Annotated in this window: 21 protein-coding genes and 1 tRNA gene; 8 read left to right on the forward strand and 14 right to left on the reverse strand. The window is 64.6% G+C overall.

What is annotated here, in order from left to right:
• Nucleotides 1-17: 17 nt before the first annotated feature.
• Entirely contained in the window at nt 18-641 is a 624-nt protein-coding gene (locus ACRYLO_RS14005) for a DNA-3-methyladenine glycosylase family protein (RefSeq protein WP_482660721.1), read from the forward strand.
• Here the strand turns inward: ACRYLO_RS14005 and ACRYLO_RS14010 are convergent.
• Nucleotides 638-2,332, reverse strand: coding sequence for an ABC transporter ATP-binding protein (locus ACRYLO_RS14010; RefSeq protein ID WP_482660722.1), 1,695 nt, complete (start codon nt 2,330-2,332; stop codon nt 638-640). The genes ACRYLO_RS14005 and ACRYLO_RS14010 overlap by 4 nt on opposite strands.
• 113 nt (nt 2,333-2,445) lie before the next feature.
• Here ACRYLO_RS14010 and ACRYLO_RS14015 point away from each other — a divergent pair, with 113 nt between their 5' ends.
• From ACRYLO_RS14015 to ACRYLO_RS14030, 4 genes are read left to right on the forward strand one after another with little or no spacing between them, the layout of a single operon-like run.
• Nucleotides 2,446-3,558, forward strand: coding sequence for an S-(hydroxymethyl)glutathione dehydrogenase/class III alcohol dehydrogenase (locus ACRYLO_RS14015; protein ID WP_482660723.1), 1,113 nt, complete (start codon nt 2,446-2,448; stop codon nt 3,556-3,558).
• A gap of 24 nt (nt 3,559-3,582) precedes the next feature.
• The gene (locus ACRYLO_RS14020; protein ID WP_482660724.1) at nt 3,583-3,972 is read left to right on the forward strand and encodes a VOC family protein; all 390 of its coding nucleotides are present in this window, start codon (nt 3,583-3,585) and stop codon (nt 3,970-3,972) included.
• Between the two features lie 6 nt (nt 3,973-3,978).
• Entirely contained in the window at nt 3,979-4,821 is an 843-nt protein-coding gene (gene fghA / locus ACRYLO_RS14025; RefSeq protein ID WP_482660725.1) for an S-formylglutathione hydrolase, read from the forward strand.
• Complete coding sequence (locus ACRYLO_RS14030; protein WP_482660726.1) at nt 4,818-6,425, forward strand: phytoene desaturase family protein; 1,608 nt, start codon at nt 4,818-4,820, stop codon at nt 6,423-6,425. The genes fghA and ACRYLO_RS14030 overlap by 4 nt, the downstream gene beginning before the upstream one ends.
• Nucleotides 6,426-6,430: 5 nt before the next feature.
• On the opposite strand, the gene ACRYLO_RS14035 is transcribed toward ACRYLO_RS14030, so the two are convergent.
• Nucleotides 6,431-6,754, reverse strand: coding sequence for a DUF6916 family protein (locus ACRYLO_RS14035; protein ID WP_482660727.1), 324 nt, complete (start codon nt 6,752-6,754; stop codon nt 6,431-6,433).
• Nucleotides 6,755-7,137: 383 nt separating this feature from the next.
• Entirely contained in the window at nt 7,138-7,452 is a 315-nt protein-coding gene (locus ACRYLO_RS14040; RefSeq protein WP_482660728.1) for a LysR family transcriptional regulator, read from the reverse strand.
• 494 nt (nt 7,453-7,946) lie between these two features.
• Between ACRYLO_RS14040 and ACRYLO_RS14045 the strand changes: the two genes are divergently transcribed.
• A complete protein-coding gene (locus ACRYLO_RS14045; protein ID WP_482660729.1) occupies nt 7,947-8,378 on the forward strand; it encodes a hypothetical protein in 432 nt (143 codons plus the stop codon).
• A 9-nt stretch (nt 8,379-8,387) separates the two neighbouring features.
• Nucleotides 8,388-8,491, forward strand: a tRNA-OTHER gene (locus tag ACRYLO_RS14050).
• Nucleotides 8,492-8,537: 46 nt separating this feature from the next.
• On the opposite strand, the gene ACRYLO_RS14055 is transcribed toward ACRYLO_RS14050, so the two are convergent.
• The 8 genes from ACRYLO_RS14055 to ACRYLO_RS14090 form a co-directional block, all read right to left on the reverse strand.
• Nucleotides 8,538-9,587, reverse strand: a complete 1,050-nt coding sequence (locus tag ACRYLO_RS14055) for a ribonucleotide-diphosphate reductase subunit beta (RefSeq protein WP_482660730.1) — start codon at nt 9,585-9,587, stop codon at nt 8,538-8,540.
• A 4-nt stretch (nt 9,588-9,591) separates the two neighbouring features.
• A complete protein-coding gene (locus ACRYLO_RS14060) occupies nt 9,592-9,876 on the reverse strand; it encodes a hypothetical protein (RefSeq protein ID WP_482660731.1) in 285 nt (94 codons plus the stop codon).
• Nucleotides 9,873-10,064, reverse strand: coding sequence for a hypothetical protein (locus tag ACRYLO_RS14065; protein WP_482660732.1), 192 nt, complete (start codon nt 10,062-10,064; stop codon nt 9,873-9,875). The genes ACRYLO_RS14060 and ACRYLO_RS14065 overlap by 4 nt, the downstream gene beginning before the upstream one ends.
• Nucleotides 10,061-10,396 carry a hypothetical protein gene (locus ACRYLO_RS14070; protein ID WP_482660733.1) on the reverse strand — a complete coding sequence of 112 codons (336 nt, stop codon included), beginning with the start codon at nt 10,394-10,396 and terminating at the stop codon, nt 10,061-10,063. Before ACRYLO_RS14070 ends, ACRYLO_RS14065 begins: the two co-directional genes overlap by 4 nt.
• Nucleotides 10,393-11,856 carry an MBL fold metallo-hydrolase gene (locus ACRYLO_RS14075; protein WP_482660734.1) on the reverse strand — a complete coding sequence of 488 codons (1,464 nt, stop codon included), beginning with the start codon at nt 11,854-11,856 and terminating at the stop codon, nt 10,393-10,395. The genes ACRYLO_RS14070 and ACRYLO_RS14075 overlap by 4 nt, the downstream gene beginning before the upstream one ends.
• Nucleotides 11,857-11,907: 51 nt before the next feature.
• Entirely contained in the window at nt 11,908-13,842 is a 1,935-nt protein-coding gene (locus ACRYLO_RS14080) for a ribonucleoside-diphosphate reductase subunit alpha (protein ID WP_482660735.1), read from the reverse strand.
• A gap of 469 nt (nt 13,843-14,311) precedes the next feature.
• Nucleotides 14,312-16,615 (reverse strand): TonB-dependent receptor, encoded by a 2,304-nt coding sequence (locus tag ACRYLO_RS14085; protein ID WP_482660736.1) that lies wholly within the window; start codon nt 16,613-16,615, stop codon nt 14,312-14,314.
• A 215-nt stretch (nt 16,616-16,830) separates the two neighbouring features.
• A complete protein-coding gene (locus ACRYLO_RS14090) occupies nt 16,831-17,778 on the reverse strand; it encodes a hypothetical protein (protein ID WP_482660737.1) in 948 nt (315 codons plus the stop codon).
• A gap of 142 nt (nt 17,779-17,920) precedes the next feature.
• Between ACRYLO_RS14090 and ACRYLO_RS14095 the strand changes: the two genes are divergently transcribed.
• Nucleotides 17,921-18,256 carry a hypothetical protein gene (locus tag ACRYLO_RS14095; protein ID WP_482660738.1) on the forward strand — a complete coding sequence of 112 codons (336 nt, stop codon included), beginning with the start codon at nt 17,921-17,923 and terminating at the stop codon, nt 18,254-18,256.
• Here the strand turns inward: ACRYLO_RS14095 and ACRYLO_RS14100 are convergent, their stop codons facing one another.
• The 3 genes from ACRYLO_RS14100 to ACRYLO_RS14110 all read right to left on the reverse strand — a co-directional run bounded on the left by ACRYLO_RS14100 (nt 18,257) and on the right by ACRYLO_RS14110 (nt 22,131).
• On the reverse strand, nt 18,257-18,751 hold the full coding sequence (locus ACRYLO_RS14100) for a thermonuclease family protein (protein WP_482660739.1): 495 nt from the start codon (nt 18,749-18,751) through the stop codon (nt 18,257-18,259).
• 100 nt (nt 18,752-18,851) lie between these two features.
• Nucleotides 18,852-20,057, reverse strand: a complete 1,206-nt coding sequence (locus tag ACRYLO_RS14105) for a hypothetical protein (RefSeq protein ID WP_482660740.1) — start codon at nt 20,055-20,057, stop codon at nt 18,852-18,854.
• 13 nt (nt 20,058-20,070) lie between these two features.
• A complete protein-coding gene (locus tag ACRYLO_RS14110) occupies nt 20,071-22,131 on the reverse strand; it encodes a S9 family peptidase (RefSeq protein WP_482660741.1) in 2,061 nt (686 codons plus the stop codon).
• Between the last annotated feature and the right edge of the window lie 47 nt (nt 22,132-22,178).

Here is a 22,178-nt window from a genome sequence, read left to right on the forward strand (position 1 = left end):
TTTCAAGGATTCGAAATATGGGACTGACCGCAGACCAGCTGCGCGAATCGCTCGATGCGATCGCTGCGCGCGAACCTTTGATGGCAGCGGCAGTCGCGCGGGTTGGCTATCCCGCGCCGCGTATTCGCGAGCCGGGCTATGAGACGCTGTTGCGCACGATCGTCGGGCAGCAGGTCAGCGTCGCGGCGGCGGCGTCGATCTGGACCAAGCTGGCGGCAGGGGTCGGCGACCTGACCCAGCCCGACATCGTCGCCGCCGCGCCTGACGACGCACTGCGCGCCGCCGGGCTGTCGCGGCAAAAGGCAAGCTATGCCAAAAGCCTGGCCGAGGAGGTGTCAAGCGGGCGGCTCGACCTGACCGCCCTGCCCGCCGATGACGAGGACGCGATTGCGCAACTGGTGCGGGTCAAGGGCATCGGGCGCTGGTCGGCGGAAATCTATCTGCTGTTCGCCGAAGGGCGGCGCGACATCTGGCCCGCCGGCGACCTGGCAGTGCAGATCGAGGTCGGCCGCATCATGGGCCATGAAGAGCGTCCGTCGGAAAAGCTGACCCGCGAGATCGCCGAAGCCTGGCGCCCGCATCGCGGCGCCGCTGCGATCCTGGCGTGGCATCACTACAAAGCCGATATGGTGGCGATCTAGACGAGCTTCCCGCCCTCGACCTGCAGGGCACGGGGGCAGCGGGACAGGGTTTCCATGCGATGTGCGACGACCAGGATCGTCGGGCGCGGCTCCAGTGCAGCGAGTCGGTCGAGCACCGCTGCCTCGCTCGCGGGATCGAGCGCGGCGGTCGCCTCGTCCAGCACCAGCAGGCGCGGACGGCGCAGGATCGCGCGCGCAATCGCCAGCCGCTGGCGCTCGCCTCCGGACAAGAGCGCGCCGCGTTCACCGATGATCGTATCGAGGCCACGGGGCATGGCGGCGACACGGTCGGCCGCGCCGGCGATGGTCAGCGCTTCCATCAGCATCGTGTCATCAATTGCCGTGTCGCCCCAGTCGAGATTGCGGCGGACGCTATCGTGAAACAGGAAGGCGTCCTGCGGGACATAGCCGATCGCCGCGCCCCAGCCGCTGGGCGGAAGCACCGCGCCGCCTACGGTCACTTGCCCCGATTGCGGGGCGAGCAGGCCGGAGATCAGATCGATCAGCGTCGTCTTGCCGCCCCCTGAGGGGCCGGCGATGCCGACCAGTTCGCCCTCGCCGATCTCCAGCGACACATCGGCCAGTCCTGCGCCGGACGGATGACGATAGCTGACGGAATCGAGGATAATGGGTCCCGAGGGCAAGGCAACCGCGCCGCTGCGCGCAGACTGTGCGTCGCCGAGTTCGGCCAGCGCCGCCTGCACCGCGCCATAGCTTGCGCCCAAATGCAGCAACTGCTGCGCCGACTGCTGCAACTGCATCGCCAGCGGGGCCATGCGCGAGAAGATCAGCGTGAGCACGACCAACGTGGTCGGTGGCACCTGCAACAGCACGCCGCCGGTCAGCACGCCGGCCGCGGCAAAGGCGGTGCCGATGCCGAACCAAGTCCGCGCCGTGGACTGGGCGACCATGAAGCCGCGCTGCTCACCCGCCGCCGCGCGCTGGGCCGAATCGAACTCCGATGCGAAGCCGAGACTGGCGTCCTGCGCCGCCGACGCCTTAAGCCCGCTCAGGAACGAGGTGGAGCTGCCCATCAGCGCGCGGTTCTTGTCGACCATGCGCGCGCCAAGTGCGGCGCTGTTGCCGCTGCGGCGGTTGACGAGCAGGGCGAGCAAGCCGAGTCCGCCGAGCGCAGCGATCGCGAACAGGGGTGCGAGCGCGAGCGCCACGACAAGCTGGATGACCAGCATCGTGACCGCCACGAGCGATATCGAGATAAAATGCGCCGCAACCCCGATGCGACCGATATCGCTCGTCAGCAAGCTGGTGATCCGGGCATGCTCGACGCCACTCAGCCGTTCCCATGGCGCCGATGCCAGCGTGTTGACCAGCTTGCTGCGCAGATCGAGCGTGTATGCGGTCTGGACGTCGAACAACGTCATATCGCGCTTGCGCAGCACCAGCGCCCGCACCACCATCACCGCCACGAACACCGCGACCATCGCCGCGAGCCGTGAGTTGGGATCGCTTCCCAGCCAGCTGGGAAGCCAGACAAGCGCATCACCAGGAGCCACGATCAGCCCGATCAGGGGAACCAGCAACGCAAGGCCCAGCCCCTCCAGCACTGCACCCGCGGCGACCCACGCGACGGCAACGGCTCCGCTGCCCCCCGCTTGACGGACCAGGCTGGCAGCAAAGGCGACCGCCTGCCGTCCGGCGGAGGCAGCGGTGGGCGGTGCGGAAACGCTCATACGGGTGCTTGTGCCGCGCTTTGCGCAAAGGGCAACCGACTTTGCGCGGCGCGGGCTAGAAACCGGCGCTGCACTGCGCCAATAGGGAGCACGCCAACCGGAGACGAAGACCCATGAAGACCCGCGCCGCTGTCGCATTCGAGGCCAAGAAGCCGCTCGAGATCGTCGAGCTGGATCTGGAAGGGCCGAAAGCCGGCGAAGTGCTGGTCGAGATCATGGCGACCGGCATCTGCCATACCGACGCCTATACTCTCGACGGCTTCGACAGCGAGGGCATCTTCCCGAGCGTGCTGGGGCATGAAGGTGCGGGGATCGTCCGCGAAGTCGGTGCAGGCGTGACCAGCGTGACGCCGGGCGACCATGTCATCCCGCTCTACACCCCCGAATGCCGCCAGTGTAAGTCGTGCCTCTCGGGCAAGACCAACCTGTGCACCGCGATCCGCGCGACGCAGGGCAAGGGGCTGATGCCCGACGGCACTACGCGCTTTTCCTACAAGGGGCAGCCGATCTATCATTATATGGGCTGCTCGACCTTCTCGAACTTCACCGTGCTGCCCGAGATCGCGGTCGCCAAGATCCGTGAGGATGCGCCGTTCCAGACCAGCTGCTATATCGGCTGTGGCGTCACCACCGGGGTCGGCGCGGTGATCAACACCGCCAAGGTGCAAGTCGGCGACAATGTCGGGGTGTTCGGGCTGGGCGGCATCGGCCTCAACGTGATTCAGGGCGCGCGGCTCGCTGGCGCGAACCAGATCATCGGCGTCGATATCAATCCCGACCGTGAGGAATGGGGCCGCCGCTTTGGCATGACCGACTTCCTCAATTCGCGCGGGATGAGCCGTGAAGATGTTGTTGCGGCGATCGTGGCGATGACCGATGGCGGCGCGGACTATACGTTCGACGCGACCGGCAACACCGACGTGATGCGCATCGCGCTCGAGGCCTGCCATCGCGGATGGGGTACCAGCATCATCATCGGCGTGGCCGAGGCGGGGAAGGAAATCGCCACGCGCCCGTTCCAGCTGGTCACCGGTCGCAACTGGCGCGGCACCGCGTTCGGCGGAGCAAAGGGCCGCACCGATGTGCCCAAGATCGTCGACATGTACATGACCGGCAAGATCGAGATCGACCCGATGATCACCCATGTCATGGGGCTGGAGGACATCAACAAGGGGTTCGACCTGATGCATGCGGGCGAGAGCATCCGCAGCGTCGTGGTGTTCTGAAATCATAACTGGGGAGAGGAAGCCATGTTCAGCCACATCATGCTCGGCGCCAATGATATCGAAGCGTCCAAGGCATTTTATGACGCCACGCTGGGCGCATTGGGGGCGCGGGCCGGGAGCGTCGATCCCAAGGGTCGCGCTTTCTACATGCACAATGGCGGCATCTTCATGCTGAGCAAACCGCTCGACGGCCAGCCCGCCTGCCATGCCAATGGCGGCACGGTCGGCTTTGCCGCGACCAGCCCGGAGATGGTCGACGCCTGGCACGCCGCGGGCCTTGCCCATGGCGGCAGCGCGATCGAAGACCCGCCCGGCATTCGCGAAAATGCGTTCGGTGCGCTCTACCTCGCCTATCTTCGCGATCCGGCGGGGAACAAGGTGTGCGCGATGTACCGCGTGCCCAAGGCGGGCTGACGGCGCATGGGGATGGAGACGGTTTCCACCAATCGCGCGCATGGCGGAACGCAGGGCGTCTATCGCCACGCATCGACCGCGACCGGCACGCCGATGACCTTTTCGGTCTTCATCCCCGACCATGCGGAGGGCGCGAAGCTGCCGGTCCTCTGGTACCTTTCCGGCCTCACCTGCACCCATGCCAATGTTACCGAAAAGGGCGAGTATCGCGCGGCCTGTGCCGAACATGGCGTGATCTTCATCGCCCCCGATACCTCGCCGCGCGGCGACGATGTGCCCGATGACGACGCCTATGATTTCGGCAAGGGCGCGGGTTTCTATGTCGATGCGACGGAAGAACCCTGGGCCGCGAATTTCCGCATGCGGTCTTATATCGAGGACGAACTGCCCGGACTGATCCTGCGGGAGTTTCCGATGGCGGACTTGGGCCGTCAGGGGATTACCGGGCATTCGATGGGCGGGCATGGGGCGCTGACCATTGCGCTGCGCAACCCGGATCGCTTCCGCTCGGTCAGCGCGTTCGCGCCGATCGTCGCGCCGTCGCAATGCCCATGGGGCGAGAAGGCGCTGGGCGGTTATCTGGGACAGGATCGGGCGGCGTGGCGGTTGCACGACGCAGTGGCGCTGATTGAGGACGGGGCGCGACTGCCCGAATTGCTGGTCGATCAGGGGGATGCCGACGCCTTCCTGACCGAGCAGTTGAAGCCCGAACTGCTGGCGACGGCATGCCGGGACGCCGGCATCGACCTCACGCTGCGGATGCAGCCCGGGTATGACCATAGCTATTACTTCATCTCCAGTTTCATGGCCGACCATGTCGCCTGGCATGCCGAGCGGCTGACGCGGTGACCCAGCGGTTCGACGCGGTCGTCATCGGGGCGGGGCATAATGGGCTGACCTGTGCCTTCTACCTCGCCCGCGCTGGGCTGAAAGTCTGCGTGGTCGAGCGGCGCGACGTCGTCGGCGGGGCGGCGGTGACCGAGGAGCTTCACCCCGGTTTCCGCAACTCGGCGGCGAGCTACACCGTCAGCCTGCTGCAGCCCAAGGTCATCGCCGACATGAAGCTGGTCGAGCGCGGCTATCGGGTGATCGAGCGGCCGGTGTCGAACTTCTTTCCGCTGGACGGCGATTATCTGAAGCTGGGTGGCGGGGCGGAGCGGACTCGGGCCGAATTTGCGCGCTTCTCCGCCAAGGATGCGGCGGCGCTGGATGGTTATGAGGCGGCGCTGGAGCGGGTCGCGGACCTGTTGCGGAGCATGGCGCTGAAGACGCCGCCCAACGCCGGGGGCGGGGTTGCGGCGCTGCTGGCGGCAGCGGCACAGGGCCGGCAGGTCGCTGCATTGCCGATTGAGGCACAGCGGGATGCGCTGGCCCTGTTCGTTCAGTCGGCGCGCGAATTTCTCGACCAGTGGTTCGAGAATGAGCACGTCAAAGCGGCGTTTGCCTTCGATGCGGTGGTCGGCAACTATGCCGGGCCGTCGGCTCCGGGGTCGGCCTATGTCCTGCTGCACCATGTGTTCGGCGAGGTGAACGGGAAGAAGGGGGCATGGGGCCATCCGGTCGGGGGGATGGGCAGCATCACCCGGATGATGGCCGAGGCAGCAACCCAGGCCGGGGCGGTGATCCGGCTGGAGGAACCGGTCGACCGGGTGCTGACCGACAAGGGCCGCGCGGTCGGGGTGCGGCTGAGCAGCGGCGAGGAGATTGCGGCGAAGACCGTCGTCGCCAATGTCGGCCCTGCCCTGCTGTTCCGTCACCTGGTCGATCCTTCCGATTTGCCGCAGGATTTCCGGCGGCGGATCAGTGGTTTCAAGACCGGATCGGGCAGTTTCCGGATGAACGTCGCCCTCTCCGAACTTCCCGACTTCACGGTCCTTCCCGGCAAGGATGCCGAACATCATCGCAGCGGCATCATCATCGCGCCGACCATGGACTATATGGACAAGGCGCATGAGGACGCGGTCCGCTATGGCTGGTCCAACGCGCCGGTGGTGGAGATGACCATTCCCTCCACCGTCGATACGACGCTCGCCCCGCCGGGCTGTCATGTCGCCAGCCTGTTCTGCCAGCACTTCGCCCCCACTTTGCCCAATGGCCGCAGCTGGGACGATGAGCGGGAAGCGGCGGCGGACGACATTATCGACACGGTGGCGCAGCACGCCCCCAATTTCCGCGACTCGATCATCGCCACCCAGATCCACTCCCCCACCGACCTCGAACGCAAATTCGGGCTGGTCGATGGCGACATCTTTCACGGTCGCATGTCGCTCGACCAGCTATGGGCGGCGCGGCCGGTGCTGGGGCATGGCGATTATCGCAGCCCGATCAGCGGCCTGTATCTATGCGGCGCGGGCACCCATCCCGGCGGCGGGGTGACCGGTGCGCCGGGGCATAATGCGGCGCGGGAAATCCTGAAGGATCGCAGCGTGTTAGGCAGGCTGCTGCGGAAGTAAGTCCCTCAGTCGAACACCGCCTCATACCGTACCGCGCCGGTCAGCGGCTCACGGCTGCGCGGCACCAGGAACAGGCACATGCGGCCGAAGCTGGGGTGCGAGAGCCAGTAGAGCCCCTGCGGCAACGCGGTGCCGGCGGGGCCGCGCAGATACATGGAATAGGGCATGCGCCAGGCGGGCGAGGTGGCGCGGGGGCGCTCGGCCCGCACCTCTTCCAGCGTCAGTTCATGCGCCGGGCCGACGATGCCGCCGACCAGGAACACGTCGCCGATCGCGGCACAGGCATCGATCGAACTGGGGAGCGACAGGAGCGGACGGGTCCCGGGCATCAGAAATGGCGTCCCGCATCGGCGGGGCGTGAAAAGGCGGCGCAGGCCATGACCTGAAGGCTCCAAAGAGTGTGGAACGCCGGATTCACCCCTCCGGATACGCACGAGATTATGCGTAAAGTGGGTAGGCGGACAAGACGGGAGTTTTGCGGATCGGCAGATTAACCATGCAGTCCGTCGCATCCTCTGCTCCGGTCGCGGGCGAGTGGCAGACGGGCTGTCCGACGAAGCTGACGATCCGGGGCATGGTGTGGGGCGAATCGCCGGGCAAGCGACCGTGAGGCGACCGGCTGACACCTGCGACGCGACAGTGGCGCGACACGCACGCGACACCGGGGCGACGCGGGCGCGACGCGGTGTGGCGGCGAGGCGACGGGTTGGAGTCATGGACGCGACGCCGAAGCATCAGGCGCGCGACGGGTCGAGTCGCCGGGCGGCTTGCGCGGCGCCAACGGATCGGGCGCGAAGGGATCGGCGAGCCGCGCGGCGTGGAGCCGCAGCGCATGCGCCCAGTGCTGGTCGAATGGCGTGCCGGCCAGCCGGTTGCGCAGCGCATGCACGCTGGACCGCGACATCCCCGCCGCCCGCGCCGCCCGCGCGACGCTGCCCGTTTCTACTAGCGCGGTGAGGAAGGTGCGTTGCTTGGCTGGGGTCCAGTGGCTGCGCACTGGCGCGGCGGGCGTGGGTTGGTCGGGCATCGGATCGACTCCGGTTGGTTGGAGTCGATTCAGTTGACCTATTTGGTTCGTGTAGGAAAGGGGTCTTGGGAGCGCTGTCTCCCCTCCCCTTCGTCACCCCCGACTTGTTCCGGGGTCCACTGTGAGCGAGGCGCGGAGGGCGCGGCTCCGGCGGTGGTGGTGCGTCTGGTGCTCAGCATGTGGCTGGGACTGCCGCAGATGTGAGCACAGGGAGCGCGCCACTAGCGGTCGGGGCGTGACGAGGAGTGGACCCCGGCACAAGGCCGGGGTGAGGCTAGCTAACGCGAGTTGTACGGAAGTTGTGGAGCACAACGCGGAGCGGCTTGCGAGGCCGCACATTGCCATTGTGAGCTACATTCGTACACACTTGTTCCGACGATAACGGGCCAAGCACGTGCTCGCCGACAAGTCTCCAGATTTTTCACAACTCACAACAGAATTTGCTTGTGAGCCCCCGCCACCCCGCGTATACCGCGAATCGAAGGAGATGTTTTGTGACCAGCATCCCAAGTGCTGATGAGTTGGAGGCCGAGCTTGCAGCGCTTGACGATAAGCGCCGTGTTACTGCTGCGCTGCTTGCCGCTGTGCGCGAATATGAATCTACCTTAGGTCTTCAGTCCGGCGCACGGACAGCTGCTCGCAAGCGCACATCTGGCAGCCCGACTTCTGCAATGGAAATCACTGAACAGGTTGCGCTCGATCTTATGGAGGCTTCAAATAAGCCCGTAGCGACAGCACAGATTGTCGATGAAATGCGCAAGCGTGGGCTGAAGGTGCCGGACGCAAACGCTGCCAACGTTATTTCGGCACGCTTGTCGAACAACTCAAAATTTAAGGGTCGGCGCGGGCAAGGATATTGGTTTTCAGATCGTCCGTGGCCGAACGAGGAGCACGAAGATTTGCTCGGATCGACTGACGAGAATTAATAACGAGATAGACGCGTAGCTCAACTGGATAGAGCATTCCGCGGGAGTGGCTGGGCGGCCGCTTCCTACTTACGCCGGAAAGGATGCAGGTTCAACTCCTGCCGCGTCTCCCAACAACCAAGGGGTGGCATATGCCGCCCCTTGGAATAGTTGTGAGTCTCACTCCGCCGCCACGGTCCCATCAAACAACCCGCCCTCAGCGGCATCCTCGTTCGCTGCCGGACCGGCCTTCGCCTTCTGGCGCTTGTCGAACGAATCCCATACTTCGTTCCAGTTGCCGCGCGTCGCGCCCTTTGAATATTCGGTCGCGCGGGTTTCGAAGAAGTTGGCGTGCTCTACGCCATTCAACAACGGCGTGAGCCACGGCAGGGGGTGTTCGTCGATCATGTAGATCGGCTTCAGGCCCAGCTGGTTCAGGCGCCAGTCGGCGATGTAGCGGATATACTTCTTGATTTCCTTGGGCGTCATGCCGGGGACCGGGCCCTGTTCGAACGCCAGGTCGATGAACGCATCCTCCAGCCGCACGGTCGTCTGGCAGACGTCCATGATGTCGTCCTTCACCGCCTTGGTCAGGCAGTCGCGTTCCTTGCAGAAGGCGTGGAACAGGCGGGTGATGCCTTCGCAGTGCAGCGATTCATCGCGCACCGACCAGCTGACGATCTGGCCCATGCCCTTCATCTTGTTGAAGCGCGGGAAGTTCATCAGCATCGCGAACGAGGCGAACAGCTGAAGCCCCTCGGTAAACCCGCCGAACATGGCGAGGGTCTTGGCGATATCCTCGTCATTATCGACGCCGAACTGCTGAAGGTAATCGTGCTTGTCCTTCATCTCGGCATATTCGAGGAACATGCCGTACTCGCTTTCGGGCATGCCGATCGTGTCGAGCAGGTGGCTGTAGGCCGCGATGTGCACCGTTTCCATGTTGGAGAAGGCGGCGAGCATCATCTTGATCTCGGTCGGCTTGAACACACGGCCGTATTTTTCGTGGTAGCAATCCTGCACCTCGACATCCGCCTGGGTGAAGAAGCGGAAGATTTGGGTCAGCAGATTGCGTTCGTGGTCGGTGAGCTTTTGCGCCCAGTCGCGGCAATCTTCACCCAGCGGCACCTCTTCGGGCAGCCAGTGGATCTGCTGCTGCCGCTTCCAGAAGTCATAGGCCCAGGGATATTCGAAGGGCTTGTAGGTCTTGCGGGCTTCGAGAAGAGGCATGGGGTTACTCCGGGAAGAACTGAAAGAGGGTGACGACCAGAACTGTCACCATGATTGCGATGAGCAGGAGCGCGAACCAGCGCGGAAACGGCCCGCGCTGCGGCGAAAGCAGCGAGCTTACGCCAAGCGAAAGAAAGAGGGCGGCTGTGGCGAGGCGCATCCATCGACTATCGTCTAAGACGCCCGCAAACCACGCGATCGAAATTCCCGCTGCGATGACGGCCACCGCCCTGAGCACGCTGCGGGCCAGGCGCGTCTCGGACGTATAGGGAGGCGCTTCGGCACTCATACCCCACCCACCATGCTGGCCACCAGCGCGAAGCCGGTGAGGAACAGGCAGAGCGCAACCAGCATCGTGCCGGCGATGCGCAGGGCATAAACGCCCTCAGGCGAGGCGGCGCGGCGGCGCAGCAGGGTGAGGCCCGCTACGCCCGACGCGATGCCGATCCCGGCCTGAATGGCGAGCGCGCGGGTCACTGGTCGATCACCGTCCCGCCGCGATCCTTCACCACGACGCGCTCCTTGATGATCACCTTTTTCCCGCGATTGGCGCCGACGCCGAACACGCAGATGCCGAGGAAATAGCCGAAATCATACCAGCCGCCATTGTTGGGCACGGCATAGACCGCGACGTCGGGGACGAAGAGCGAGAGCACCCAGGCGACCGGGAAGATGAAGCCGTGCCACAGGCCGAGCAGGAAGCCGGGCGCCGTGGGCTCGACCGCGGTGCCGACCTGTTGCGCGCAGGCGGCGAGCAGGGGGAGGAGGGCGAGCGCGGCGAACCGCGGTAAGTGGCGAATTGCGTTCATGTCCGCTCCAACATCCGTTCCTCAATCGTCGGCAGGTCATAGCCGCGCTTGAGATCGATCAGGGTCGCGCCATAGAGCAGCCCTTCACGCCAGCGCGGCAACAGAGCACGCAGCGTGCGCCAGGTGAAATTGTGCGACACGGGCAGCAATTCATATTCGAACAGGCCGAGGATCTGCACAAAGCGCCGCATCGCCCGCGTCGCGTCGCGGGTGGCGTGATAATGGACGCGCTTGGAAATGCCGGCATGGCCGAACATGTTCATCGTCATCGATTGCAACAGGATGATCGCCGGAAATTCGATGCGAATCTTGAAATCCGCGAAGGATTCCGGCTCGACCTGACGCACCTGCCCCTTGTTCGCCAGATCGACGGCGAAGCCGGTTTGGGTGTCCCCCGCCCGGGCAACGATCAACACTTCATGCCCCCGCAGCGGGCGGAGCAGCACGGACGGCGTCTTGGCGGCGATGTCGGCGAAATAGGTCTGCATCCGCTTGAGCGAAATGCGGACCTTGGCCTCCTTTGCCGCCTGACGGTCGAGCGTCGGGCGGACGCGCTGCTGATAGGCGGCAAGATGTTCGTCCCGCCGGGTGAACCAGTCCTGTTCGGCGATGGCGAAACCGGCCGCCTCGCTCCAGCTATCGCCGGGCACCATGATCTTGAGTTCGGTGTCGAGCCCGCGCTCCGCCGCAAAGGCGCGAAAGAACCGATCGGCATCGACCGGCGTCTGAACCAGCGGATTGAGATGATAGACATCGTCGTGCAGCAGGCAATTATTGCTCGCGAACGGGATGACATAGCGCGCGCGCGTCTTTTCCACGAACAGGGAGAAAGCGCGCAGATAATGTTCGTTATCGTCGACAAGCGTATCGGGTTCGCCGATCACATGGGTACAGGCGCGCGCGTTGGCGGAGCTGTGGCTGCGGAAACAGAAGTCGATCTGCGGATAATCGTTCAGAATCTGCCGCAACGGCGTGCCGGCGAGCTTCGCATCATTGGCATTGAGCAGGACCGTATCGCCCGCCTCGATCACCACCGCGCTGTCGGTGAGGAAGGGCGAAAAATGATAGGAGCGGATCGCCAGCTTTTCACCCAGCTGGACGCGTTCGCCGTGCCGCATCTCGCGCACATTGGTCATGCCGATATCGGCAAGGTCGCGCCGCATCCGGTCATAGCGATCATAGGGGACCAGCACCAACGTGTCCGCCGGGAAGCGGCGTAGCGAGGGTGCCTGGAAATGATCCCAGTGGAGATGGGTCAGATAGATGAAATCAGGCCGGAGCGACTCCACCAGCGCCGCGGGCACAGGCGGATAATTCCACCAGGACCGCCAATAGCAACTGCCCACCAGCCAGGGGTCGCAGAGCAATTCCTGACCGCCCGCGACCACCCGCAACCCGGCGTGCGAGAGGGTCTGAAACCCGACGTCCGCCGCAACGTCACCGACGCGAAATTGCCGCACGGAAGATAAATCACTGTTCACAGCCACACGCCCCCTGTTGCCGCCAGAATCTCACTGGCAGGCAAGGCATTCGTCGTAATCGGTCGATTCGCCAAGGTTGAACTGCGGCGCGTCGATCGTGTTGTCGGCCTCCACCCCGCCGGCGAACCCGGCGCGCTGCACGGATTTCGAGCGGAGATAATAGAGCGACTTGATGCCGAGCTCCCATGCGCGGAAGTGGAGCATCAGCAGGTCCCATTTCTCGACATCGGCCGGGATGAACAGGTTCAGCGACTGGGCCTGGTCGATATAGGGCGCGCGATCGCCGGCGAGTTCGAGCAGCCAGCGCTGATCGATCTCGAAGCTGGTCTTGTAGCAGTCCTTTTCCTCCTGCGTGAGGAAGTCGAGATGCTGGACGGAACCGCCGCGCTCGAGGATCGAGTTCCAGATATTGTCGCTGTTCTTCGATTTTTCGATCAGCAGTTTTTCGAGATACGGGTTCTTGACCGAGAAGCTGCCCGACAGCGTCTTGTGCGTGTAGATGTTGGCCGGGATCGGTTCGATGCAGGCCGAGGTGCCGCCGCAGATGATGCTGATCGACGCGGTCGGCGCGATCGCCATCTTGCAGCTGAAACGCTCCATCACGCCCATATCGGCGGCGTCGGGGCACGGGCCACGCTCGACCGCGAGCTGCATCGAGGCTTCGTCCACCTGCGCCTTGATGTGCTTGAAGATCTTGCTGTTCCAGGTCTTGGCCATCGCGCCTTCGAACGGCAGGCCGCGCGCCTGAAGGAAGCTGTGGAAGCCCATCACGCCAAGGCCGACGCTGCGTTCGCGGGCAGCCGAATAGGCGGCCTTTTCCATGCCCGGCTCGGCGCGGTCGATATAGTCCTGAAGGACATTGTCGAGGAAGCGCATGACGTCCTCGATGAACCCCTTTTCGTTCTTCCACTCGTCCCAGGTTTCGAGGTTGAGCGAGGAGAGGCAGCAGACCGCGGTGCGCTCGTTGCCGAGGTGATCCTTGCCGGTCGGCAGGGTGATTTCCGAGCAGAGGTTCGAGGTCGAGACCTTGAGGCCCAGGTCGCGGTGATGCTTGGGCATGTTGTTGTTCACGTGATCGGCGAACACGATGTACGGCTCACCGGTCGCAAGGCGGGTTTCGACCAGCTTCTGGAACAAGGCGCGGGCGTTGACCGTGGCGCGGACGCTGCCGTCCTTGGGCGATTTGAGATCCCAGTCTTCGCCAGCGCGGACCGCTTCCATGAAGGCGTCGGGGATGAGGACGCCGTGGTGGAGGTTCAGCGCCTTGCGGTTGAAGTCGCCCGAGGGTTTGCGGATTTCGAGGAACTCCTCGATCTCCGGGTGGCTGATGTCGAGATAGCAGGCGGCCGAACCGCGACGCAGGCTGCCCTGGCTGATCGCGAGGGTCAGCGAATCCATCACGCGGACGAACGGGATGATGCCGCTGGTCTTGCCGTTCAGGCCGACCGGTTCGCCGATGCCGCGGACATTGCCCCAATAGGTGCCGATGCCGCCGCCGCGCGAGGCGAGCCAGACATTCTCGTTCCAGGTGTCGACGATGCCGTTGAGGCTGTCGGGCACCGAGTTGAGGAAGCAGCTGATCGGCAGACCGCGACCGGTGCCGCCGTTCGACAGCACGGGGGTGGCGGGCATGAACCACAGGCGCGAGATATAGTCGTAGATGCGCTGGGCGTGCGCGGCATCGTCGGCGTATGCGGACGCGACGCGGACAAACAGGTCCTGGAAATTCTCGCCGGGCAGCAGATAGCGGTCGCGCAACGTGTCCTTGCCGAATTCGGTCAGGAGTGCGTCGCGCGAATGATCGACCTCGACCGGGTAGATGCGCGGGGCGACCGACTTGGTGTCGATCTTCTTCTTTGCCTTGGCCGGCTTCTCAGCGGGAGCCGCCTTGGGCTCGACGAGCGTTTCTGCGGTATCTGTCACGGTTTCACTCACGCTCGTTTCCTGGCTTTCTCTGAAGTCCATCGGTCGTCCCCTGCACGTCCATTCGTCACGACTCGGGGACGGTACTGATCCTAGCACCTTAACATCCGGCGCGGTGAGAACAAAACATGTCCGTCCGGCCGTATCAAGCGACGGAGAGTCACCCCGCGATATAGGATCGCGAGCGATGCTCCACCAGTGCTTGGGTCTGTCCCCCTGTGTGACCACTAGAGATTGTGCCAATCCGGCAGCAGAGGCAATACCGTAAATGACAGTTAAGGGACTCGGTTCGTCGCTGATATGACTCGGTTCATGGCACGCCGACCACCGCCGAGAGGCCGCGACGCGCGGACCTTCCTTGCCTTTTCAGAATGCAAGAGAACGACGTGCGAACGCAGGTTTTTTTTCGCGGGGGAAGTCATCCACAGCTTTCTGACTCCGGGACGCCACCAGATACAGTGATCCCCGCCCGGCACGCCGGACGGGGATGCACAAGGAACCGGATTCGCGGTCAGAAGCGACCGGTCAGTTCGATCCCGTAGAAGCGCGGCTCGGCCGGGATGAAGGTCGGGATGCCGAACGCGCCGCCGGTATTGCCGGCGTCGAGCAGATAATCCTCGTTCGACAGGTTGCGACCGAACAGCGCCAGCTCATAGCGATCATCGGCGAACGACACGCCGGCGCGCGCGTTGAACAGGGTCACGCCCGGCTGGCTGATCAGCGGATTGTTCGGGATCTCAAAGAAGATCTGCGAACGATAGGTGACGGTCGGCGTCGCGAAGACGCGCACGCCGCCGATTTCGGTGTTGAGCGTGAAGCCGCCCGCCGCCTGTACCTCAGGCTGGAGACGGAAGCGTGCACCGGAGAAGGCGGGTGCGACCGAATTGCCCTTTTCGATCTTCGCATCGATGTACGAACCGTTGGCGAACACGGTCAGCCACGGCGTTGCGCGGACGCTGACTTCGGCTTCGACACCGAAGTTACTGGCCTTGCCCGCGCTCTGGGTGACGGTCGTGCCGTTCGACTGGACCACGCTGACCTGGAAGCCGTCATATTTCTGGTAATAGACGCCGAGCGAGCCCGACACCGGACCGACGCGACCCTTGAGACCGGCTTCGTAGTTCCAGACCTTTTCCTCATCGACGATGCTGAGGTTCTCGGCCGGGCCGGCGGGGGTGGCGCGCGCCGACAGCTGGACCACCGGCGAGCGGCGTCCCTTTGACACGGTGGCGAAGACGTTGATGTCGTCGGTCGCGCGGAACAGGATGTTGAAGCGCGGCAGCACGGCGGTGAAGCTGTCCTCGGCATAAAGCGTGCGACCTGCGGTATCGACCTGGCCCGGGATCAGCGACGCGCCGCCGCTGAGCACCGAACGCGGCACGCGCGCGAAATAGCCCGAGCGGCGAGTTTCGGTCAGCCAGCGCACGCCGGCGGTCAGCTCAAGCGCCTCGAACGGGATCCAGGTGCCGTCAGCGAACAGCGAATAGCTGCTGTTGCGGCCCTGATTTTCGAACACCGAGCTGTAGGGAATGCTGGTGGCCAGCCCGCCGGTGGCGATCGACGTCGCCTGTGCCGCCGTGACGACGCCCGCCGCGTTGACGCAGCCGAGGCCGGGGATGATGTTCGCCGCGCACTGCAGGAAAATGCCTTCTTCCGACGAGAAGGGGACGTTCTGGAAATTGTCTTCGGCGAAAACGTTGAAGCCGAACGAACCGCGGAAACGGTCGCTGGTATAGGCGAAGCGGCTTTCCTGGCTCGCCTGCCAACCCTTGGCGTATTCGGCGAACTCGAGATACCAGGCGGCCGAACCGTCGGCATCGAACACCTCGAGGCTGTCGAATTCGCGATAGCCATTGACCAGCGTCAGCGACCAGCGATCGGTGATGTCCCAGGCAAGCGTGAGGTTGGCGTCATAGACTTCGCGGTTGAGGCCAAGCTTGTCCATGCCCAGCGCCGTCGCCGAGACAGGCGAGCCGCCGAGATGCGCGACGCCGAACGGGTTGCCGGGGCCCGCCGTGGTCGGGAGTGCGCGCGAGATGAACGGGGTGCCGCTGTTACGCTGCTGGTCATAGGTGAGGATCAGGTCGGCGCGGAACGCGTCGCTCGGGCTCCAGCGCAGCGAGCCGCGCACGCCGAGCTGATCCTGGGCATAGAGATCGTCCTGATTGGCGGCGAGGTTTTCGACATAGCCGTCGCGCTTCTTCACTTCGAACGCGATGCGGCCGCCAAACACGTCGTTGCCGGCATTGACGAACCCGGCGACGCGCCACGCGTCGAAATTGCCGTAGCTGGCGGACAGCTCACCCGAAAAGCCGGGCTCTGGACGCGCCGAGATGATGCTGATCGCGCCAATCGTCGAGGCGGTGCCGAACAGGGTCGCCTGCGGCCCCTTGATCACCTCGATCCGCTCGAGATCGTAGATCGCCTGATACGAGCCGCGCGAGCGCGAGATGTCGACGCCGTTATAATAAAGCGAGACGCGCGGCCCCTGCTGCGCCGAGCCTGAGTCCGAGGTGATGCCGCGGATCACGATGCCGGGGTTGTTCGCGCTCTGCTCCTGCACGTTGAGGCCGGGGACATAGTTGGACAGCTCGTCCAGATCCTGCACGCCCAGCTCGCGCATCCGCGCGCCGCTGTTCGCGCTGATCGTGATCGGCACGTCGACCGCGCGCTGCTCGCTCTTCTGCGCGGTGACGATGATGTCGCCATCATAGGTCTCGGCCGCCGGAGCTGCCGGCGTTTCCTGCGCGAGCGCGGTGCCGGACACAGTGGTGAGCAGCGCCGCGAATGCGACGCCGGAAAGGCGCAATGCCATGATCGGATTCCCCTGAGTGATGTTGGTCTTTGGTGACCGCCCCCTGCGCCCGATCTGTTGCAGTGCAACGTGATTTCGATGACGAAGCGGGGAGAATTTGGTTACGGTTTGGGGACGGCGGAGCGCGGGTCGTTACGCGGGCACCCCACTAACGCTAGGACGATTGGATGTCGGCCTGTGCAATGTCGTATTGATCGGCTCGCGAACGGCTCGAATCAGGATGCTGGCAGAACTTCCACACGATTGTGCCAAAGCCCATGTCCGCGGAGCAGTATGACCCCAGAGGTATCAGGCGCGGTGAACGTCCTGCTGGCACCGATCAGTCCGTATTTACCCCGGACGGTATTTTCCGCACCATCGACGATCCAGCCCCCCAGTTGTGGCAAGCCACTTTTTATCATGACGCTCGATTCCCGGCGTGCGCGAAGCTCCGCCACATGCTCCGCCGACATCTCGGCGCGCCGAAGCGTGAGCCGCGCACAGCCATGAAATGCTTCGTCGATATGCTGCCTCAGCCGAGCGCCCTGATTGGCCGTCAGTATTGCGAAACGCGCCTGCTTCGACGGCGGCCCTCCTTGAAACTCGATCGACGCCTCAGACGCACTCGAGTAGCGCAAATTCGATTGCTCCCAGCCGGTCGCCGCGTCCGTCCCGCCAATCTGCAACTGACACGCGACAAATATGCGCGAGTTCGGCGGGTCGATTGAATACTCATACGTCAGTACTGCCTGACCGACACGCAAATCAGAGCTCGTGGATCGATCCGTCGCCAGCTTAGCATCGGACGCCCGCAACCATGACGTTCGCGCAAAAGCCGCACGCGTGGACGCCATCGCCAGCGCGTCGATATCAAATCCCGCAAGCGGGCCATCGAACGGAAGCCCCTGCTTTCGGAGGCTTTCGCGCTCACGCCGCTCAAGCGCACCCGCAATCAATCCCCCAATAGGCCCATAGATGTTCGCCACCGGGTTGGAGTTCAGTGACGACATATACTGAACCCGCATCCCACGTTGCGGAATCACAACGAGCAGGTCCAACGGCTCGGCGGTCTCGCGCACTTCGGCGGGCAGGTTGTCGTAGAACTTTGCAGCAGCGGCATTGGGCAGCATGAGCGCCGCAAAGGCCAGCACAGTTACAAGCGCACCAGATACGCCACCCAACATGCTGCAGCCCCCAACTCAATCGGCTCCCCCGAGCCGCGCACATGCCTTTGAGCCATGCCATATCGTTGATGTCAAACCGACTGTGCTCGGTCAGCAATCCGAAAGCATCGCGATGCAATCCTTCCGACTGAAGGGGAATGCCATGCGCCTGTTGCTGATCGCCGTCACGATGCTCGCCACCCCCGCCACCGCGCAGATTCGCGATCCTGCCGCGAGCAATGTCGGCTGGCCCGCGCCGCGAGCGGCGCTGCCGGGGGTGGCGCGCGACCTGAAGCAGGTGGACCGGTCGATCCGCGATGCGCGCGATGCCGACAAGCTGTCGCGCAAGGAGGCGCGGGAGTTGCGCCGCGAGAGCCGACGCATCGCTGCACTGGAGGAACGCTATGCCCGCGACGGGCTGAGCGAAACGGAGCGTGCAGGGTTGCTGGCGCGGATCGAGGCGTTGCGAAGCATTGCGAGCGCGCGGCGCAAGCCGTGATCAGCACCACCCCATACGGCGGCCGCGATAGGGGCGGGCCAGGCCCTCGGCGATCAGCGTGTCGCCGACGCCGCGACCATCCACTTCGACGCGGCGCAGCTTGCGGCCATAGCGGTCGGTGTCGCGGTCGATCGGGTGGAGCGTGATCGCGCCGCTGTTGAGCAGCGCCTGAAGCCGCTGCGTCGCCGCCGCGCCGAGCCGTGCTTCCTGCGGGCAGCGCGCGGGGTGGGTTTCGGGCGTGTCGATATCGGCGATGCGGATCTTGTCCCCCGCCATGCGGAAGGTATCGCCATCGACCACGCAGTTGGTGCCGCCGCCGCTATGGCAAAAGCCGAAGCTGGTGCGGGTCGCGGCGGCGGGCGCGGGTTCCGCTACTGGCAGCATCGTCCAGGCAAGCCCGCCGACGATCCCTGCGAGCAGCATCCCCGCCAGTTCGTTGCGCCCGAAACCGGTGCGCCGATGTCGACGACGGTGCAGGTCCAGCGGGTGTTTCATCGTCTCGCGTCCATCGGGCGCGAGGGTAGGCGGCGCGGCTCACCAATTCCTTAAGCGACGCGTCCGCTACGGCGGAGAGTCCCGCCGAAATGGAGGGAGGCTACGCGCCCTCGGCCGCGGCTTCCGCTTCGCTCTTGCGCAGCCGTTCGATGCGCTCGGGCCGCTGCGGGATCGGGGTGGCGGGGTCGAGATGGATGAAGGTCGCGCCGGTGGGGGCGAGCGCGGCGGCGACGCGGTCCTTCCATGCGGCGGGGATCGCGACATAGATGCGGGCGCCTGCTGCCGCTCCGGGCTTGATCGCGCGCGCGGCCTTTTCCAGTTCGAGCAGGAAATGTTCAGGCGGCGCGAGCGTGGCGAGCGATAGCCCCGAGGCGAGAACCGCCTGACCTTTAAGCTCGTCGCGGAGCCATTTCGCGGACTGCTTATAGCCCGTTGTGCGCGCATCCTGCAGGACGGCGGTCGCAGGGTATCCCTCCTCCCAATTTGGATCGATGCGGAAAAATGCCTCGCGCAGATAGTCGTGCCATTCGCCCTCGGTCGCCACAGTTGGACCCATCAGCGGAGCGAGGAATGCGGCACGACGCGCTGCTTCAGCCGCATCCCGCGCGTTCGCCACCTCCCCTGCCTTGCGCAGCGCGGAATCCCATGCCGCCCCGGATGGCGGGATCGCCGCACCGGAGACGAGGTCCAGCTCGATTTCAACATAGGCCTGCTCGCGCGCGAAGGGGCGTTCATCGTCGTCCGGAACAACGATGGCCAGGATCAGCCGGGCGCCGTCGGGCGACAGGCGATGTTCGCCACCCCAATGCAGCGAACTGACCGAGCGCGGCAGCGCACGGATATAAGCCTGCGGGAGCAAATCCTTGAGCCCAAGCGAACGGATGCGCTGACCGTCCGGGCCATAGATCACCACCACATTGGGGCCAAAGCCCACCGAATGCCAATTGTCGAAGGTCACAATGTGGCGGCCATCATTTGCGACCAGCGCGCGGACGGGGGCGACCTCGTTCACCAGTGCCGCCGCCCAGACTTGCGACCATTTGCCGCCCGCTTCGCGGCGTTCGAGCGCCGCGCGGGCAGTGGTCGCGGTCTCGCCCTGCGCCTGTCCGGCGGGCTCCTTGCCCGCGACCTTGTCCTCGAAATAGCTGAGCTGGTCCTCCAACATGCGCGGCGTCACCGTCAGGCGATAGCTGCCATTGGCTGACTCATAGTGTCTGACGCTTGGGGGAAGCCAGCTGTCGGCGCGGGCCGCAGATGCGCCGAGGATCGTGAACATGGCGAACAGCGCGACTAGCCACCGGGTCATCGGTCATTCTCCTTCAGGCGTTCGCCAGCCCGAGCTGCCACAGGATGAAGGCGTTTTCGTCCGCCGCCTCGCGGAGGCTTTCCCAACGGCCTGACTTGCCGCCATGCCCTGCGCCCATGTTGGTCTTGAGCACGAGGACGTTGCTGTCGGTCTTGGTCGCGCGCAGCTTGGCCGCCCATTTGGCGGGTTCCCAATAGGTGACGCGGGGGTCGTTGAGGCCGCCGGAGATGAACAAGGGCGGGTAACCCTGTGGCTTGACGTTGTCATAGGGCGAGTAGCTGCGGATCAGGTCGAACGCCGCCTTGTCGGTGATCGGGTTGCCCCATTCGGGCCATTCGCCCGGCGTCAGCGGGAGACTGTCGTCGAGCATCGTGTTGAGCACGTCGACGAACGGGACATCGGCGACGACCACGGCCCAGAGGTCAGGGTCGGAGTTGACGACGGCACCCATCAGCTCGCCGCCGGCGCTGCGCCCGGCGATCGCGATGCCGCCCTTGTGGGTGTAGCCGCGATCGATCAGCCCTTTCGCCACATCGACGAAGTCGTTGAAGGTGTTGGTGCGCTTCTCGAGCTTGCCGTCCAGATACCATTGCTGGCCGAGATCGTCGCCGCCGCGGATATGCGCGATGGCGAAGGCGACGCCGCGGTCGAGGAACGACATGCGCGCGGTCGAGAAGCCCGGCGGGATGGCATAGCCGTACGCGCCATAGGCGTAGAGATAGACTTTCCCGGTGCCGTCGCGCGGGAAGTCTTTGGGATAGACGATCGAGCAGGGAATGTCGGTGCCGTCGCGCGCGCCGATGTGCAGCCGTTCGGTCGCGTATTTCGATGCGTCATAGCCCGAGGGGATGATCTGCACCTTGAGCGTTTCCAGCGTGCCGGTCGCGACGTCGTAATCATAGACGGTGCCGGGCGTGACCATCGATTCATAGCCGATGCGCAGCTTCGCCATTGCAAATTCGGGGTTGTCGCCGAGGCTGGCGACATAGCTTGCCTCGGGGAAGGCGATGCGCTTGCCGGGCCCGCCGGAATAGTGGTGGATCTCAATCTGATCGAGGCCGGCTTCGCGCCCCTCGACCACGAAATAGTCGGCGAAGGTGGTGACGCCGGTCATGTAGAAGGTTTCGGACGGCGCGATCCGCTCGTGCCATTCGCCAGGCGCGTCGAGGCTGGCGGTGACGAGCCGCCAGTTGGTGTGGGTGTCGTTGGTGTGGATGAAGAGCGTGCCGTCATGCTCCTCGACATCATATTCGCGGCCGGTCTGGCGCGGGGCAATGAGGATCGGTGGGCCAAGCGGATTATCGGCCGGGAGCAGGCGGATTTCGCTGGTGACGTGGTCGCCGGTCGAGATCACCAGCCACTTGCGCGACTGCGTCTCGCCCACGCCGACGCGGTAGCCCTCGTCATCCTCGTGATAGAGTTCGATGTCCGCCTCGACCGGATCGCCGAGCTTGTGCCAGCGGGCATTGTCGGTGCGCCACTGGTCGTTGGCGACGCCGTAGAGAAAGCCCTTTGAGTCCGAGGTCCAGACGAGGTCGGACAGGACGCCGGGGATCATGTCGGGGAGCAGTTCGCCGGTGGTGAGATCCTTGACCCGCACCTCGAACCGTTCCGAGCCATTGTCGTCAAAGGCGTAGGCGAGATAGCGGTCGTCGGGGCTGACCGAGAAGCCGCCGAGGACGAAATATTCCTTGCCGTCGGCCAGTTTCGGCTCGTCGAGGATCAGCTCGGCGTCACCGCCCGCGACGGGCTTGCGCCACCAGCGGCGATATTCGCCGCCGGTCTCGTGATCGGTCCAGTAGAGATAGGCGCCGTCCTTTTGCGGGACCGTGGCGTCGTCCTCCTTGATCCGCCCGCGCATCTCCTGAAACAACGTTTCGGCGAGCGGCTTCAGCGGCTCCATCACCGATTCGAAATAGGTGTTTTCGGCCTCGAGATAGGCGAGGACGTCCTTGTCTTTGACCTCGGGATAGCCCGGGTCGCGCAGCCAGTTCCACGGATCATCGATCGTCACGCCATGGCGTTCGGTGGTGAAGGGGCGGGTAGCGGCGACGGGGGGCTGGGTATGGCTCATCGCGCCCGTCTAGCGCAGCGGGGGATTGGCGCAAACGGTTGCCGTGA

The organism is Sphingomonas sp. SDUR79 (genome assembly GCF_056821745.1).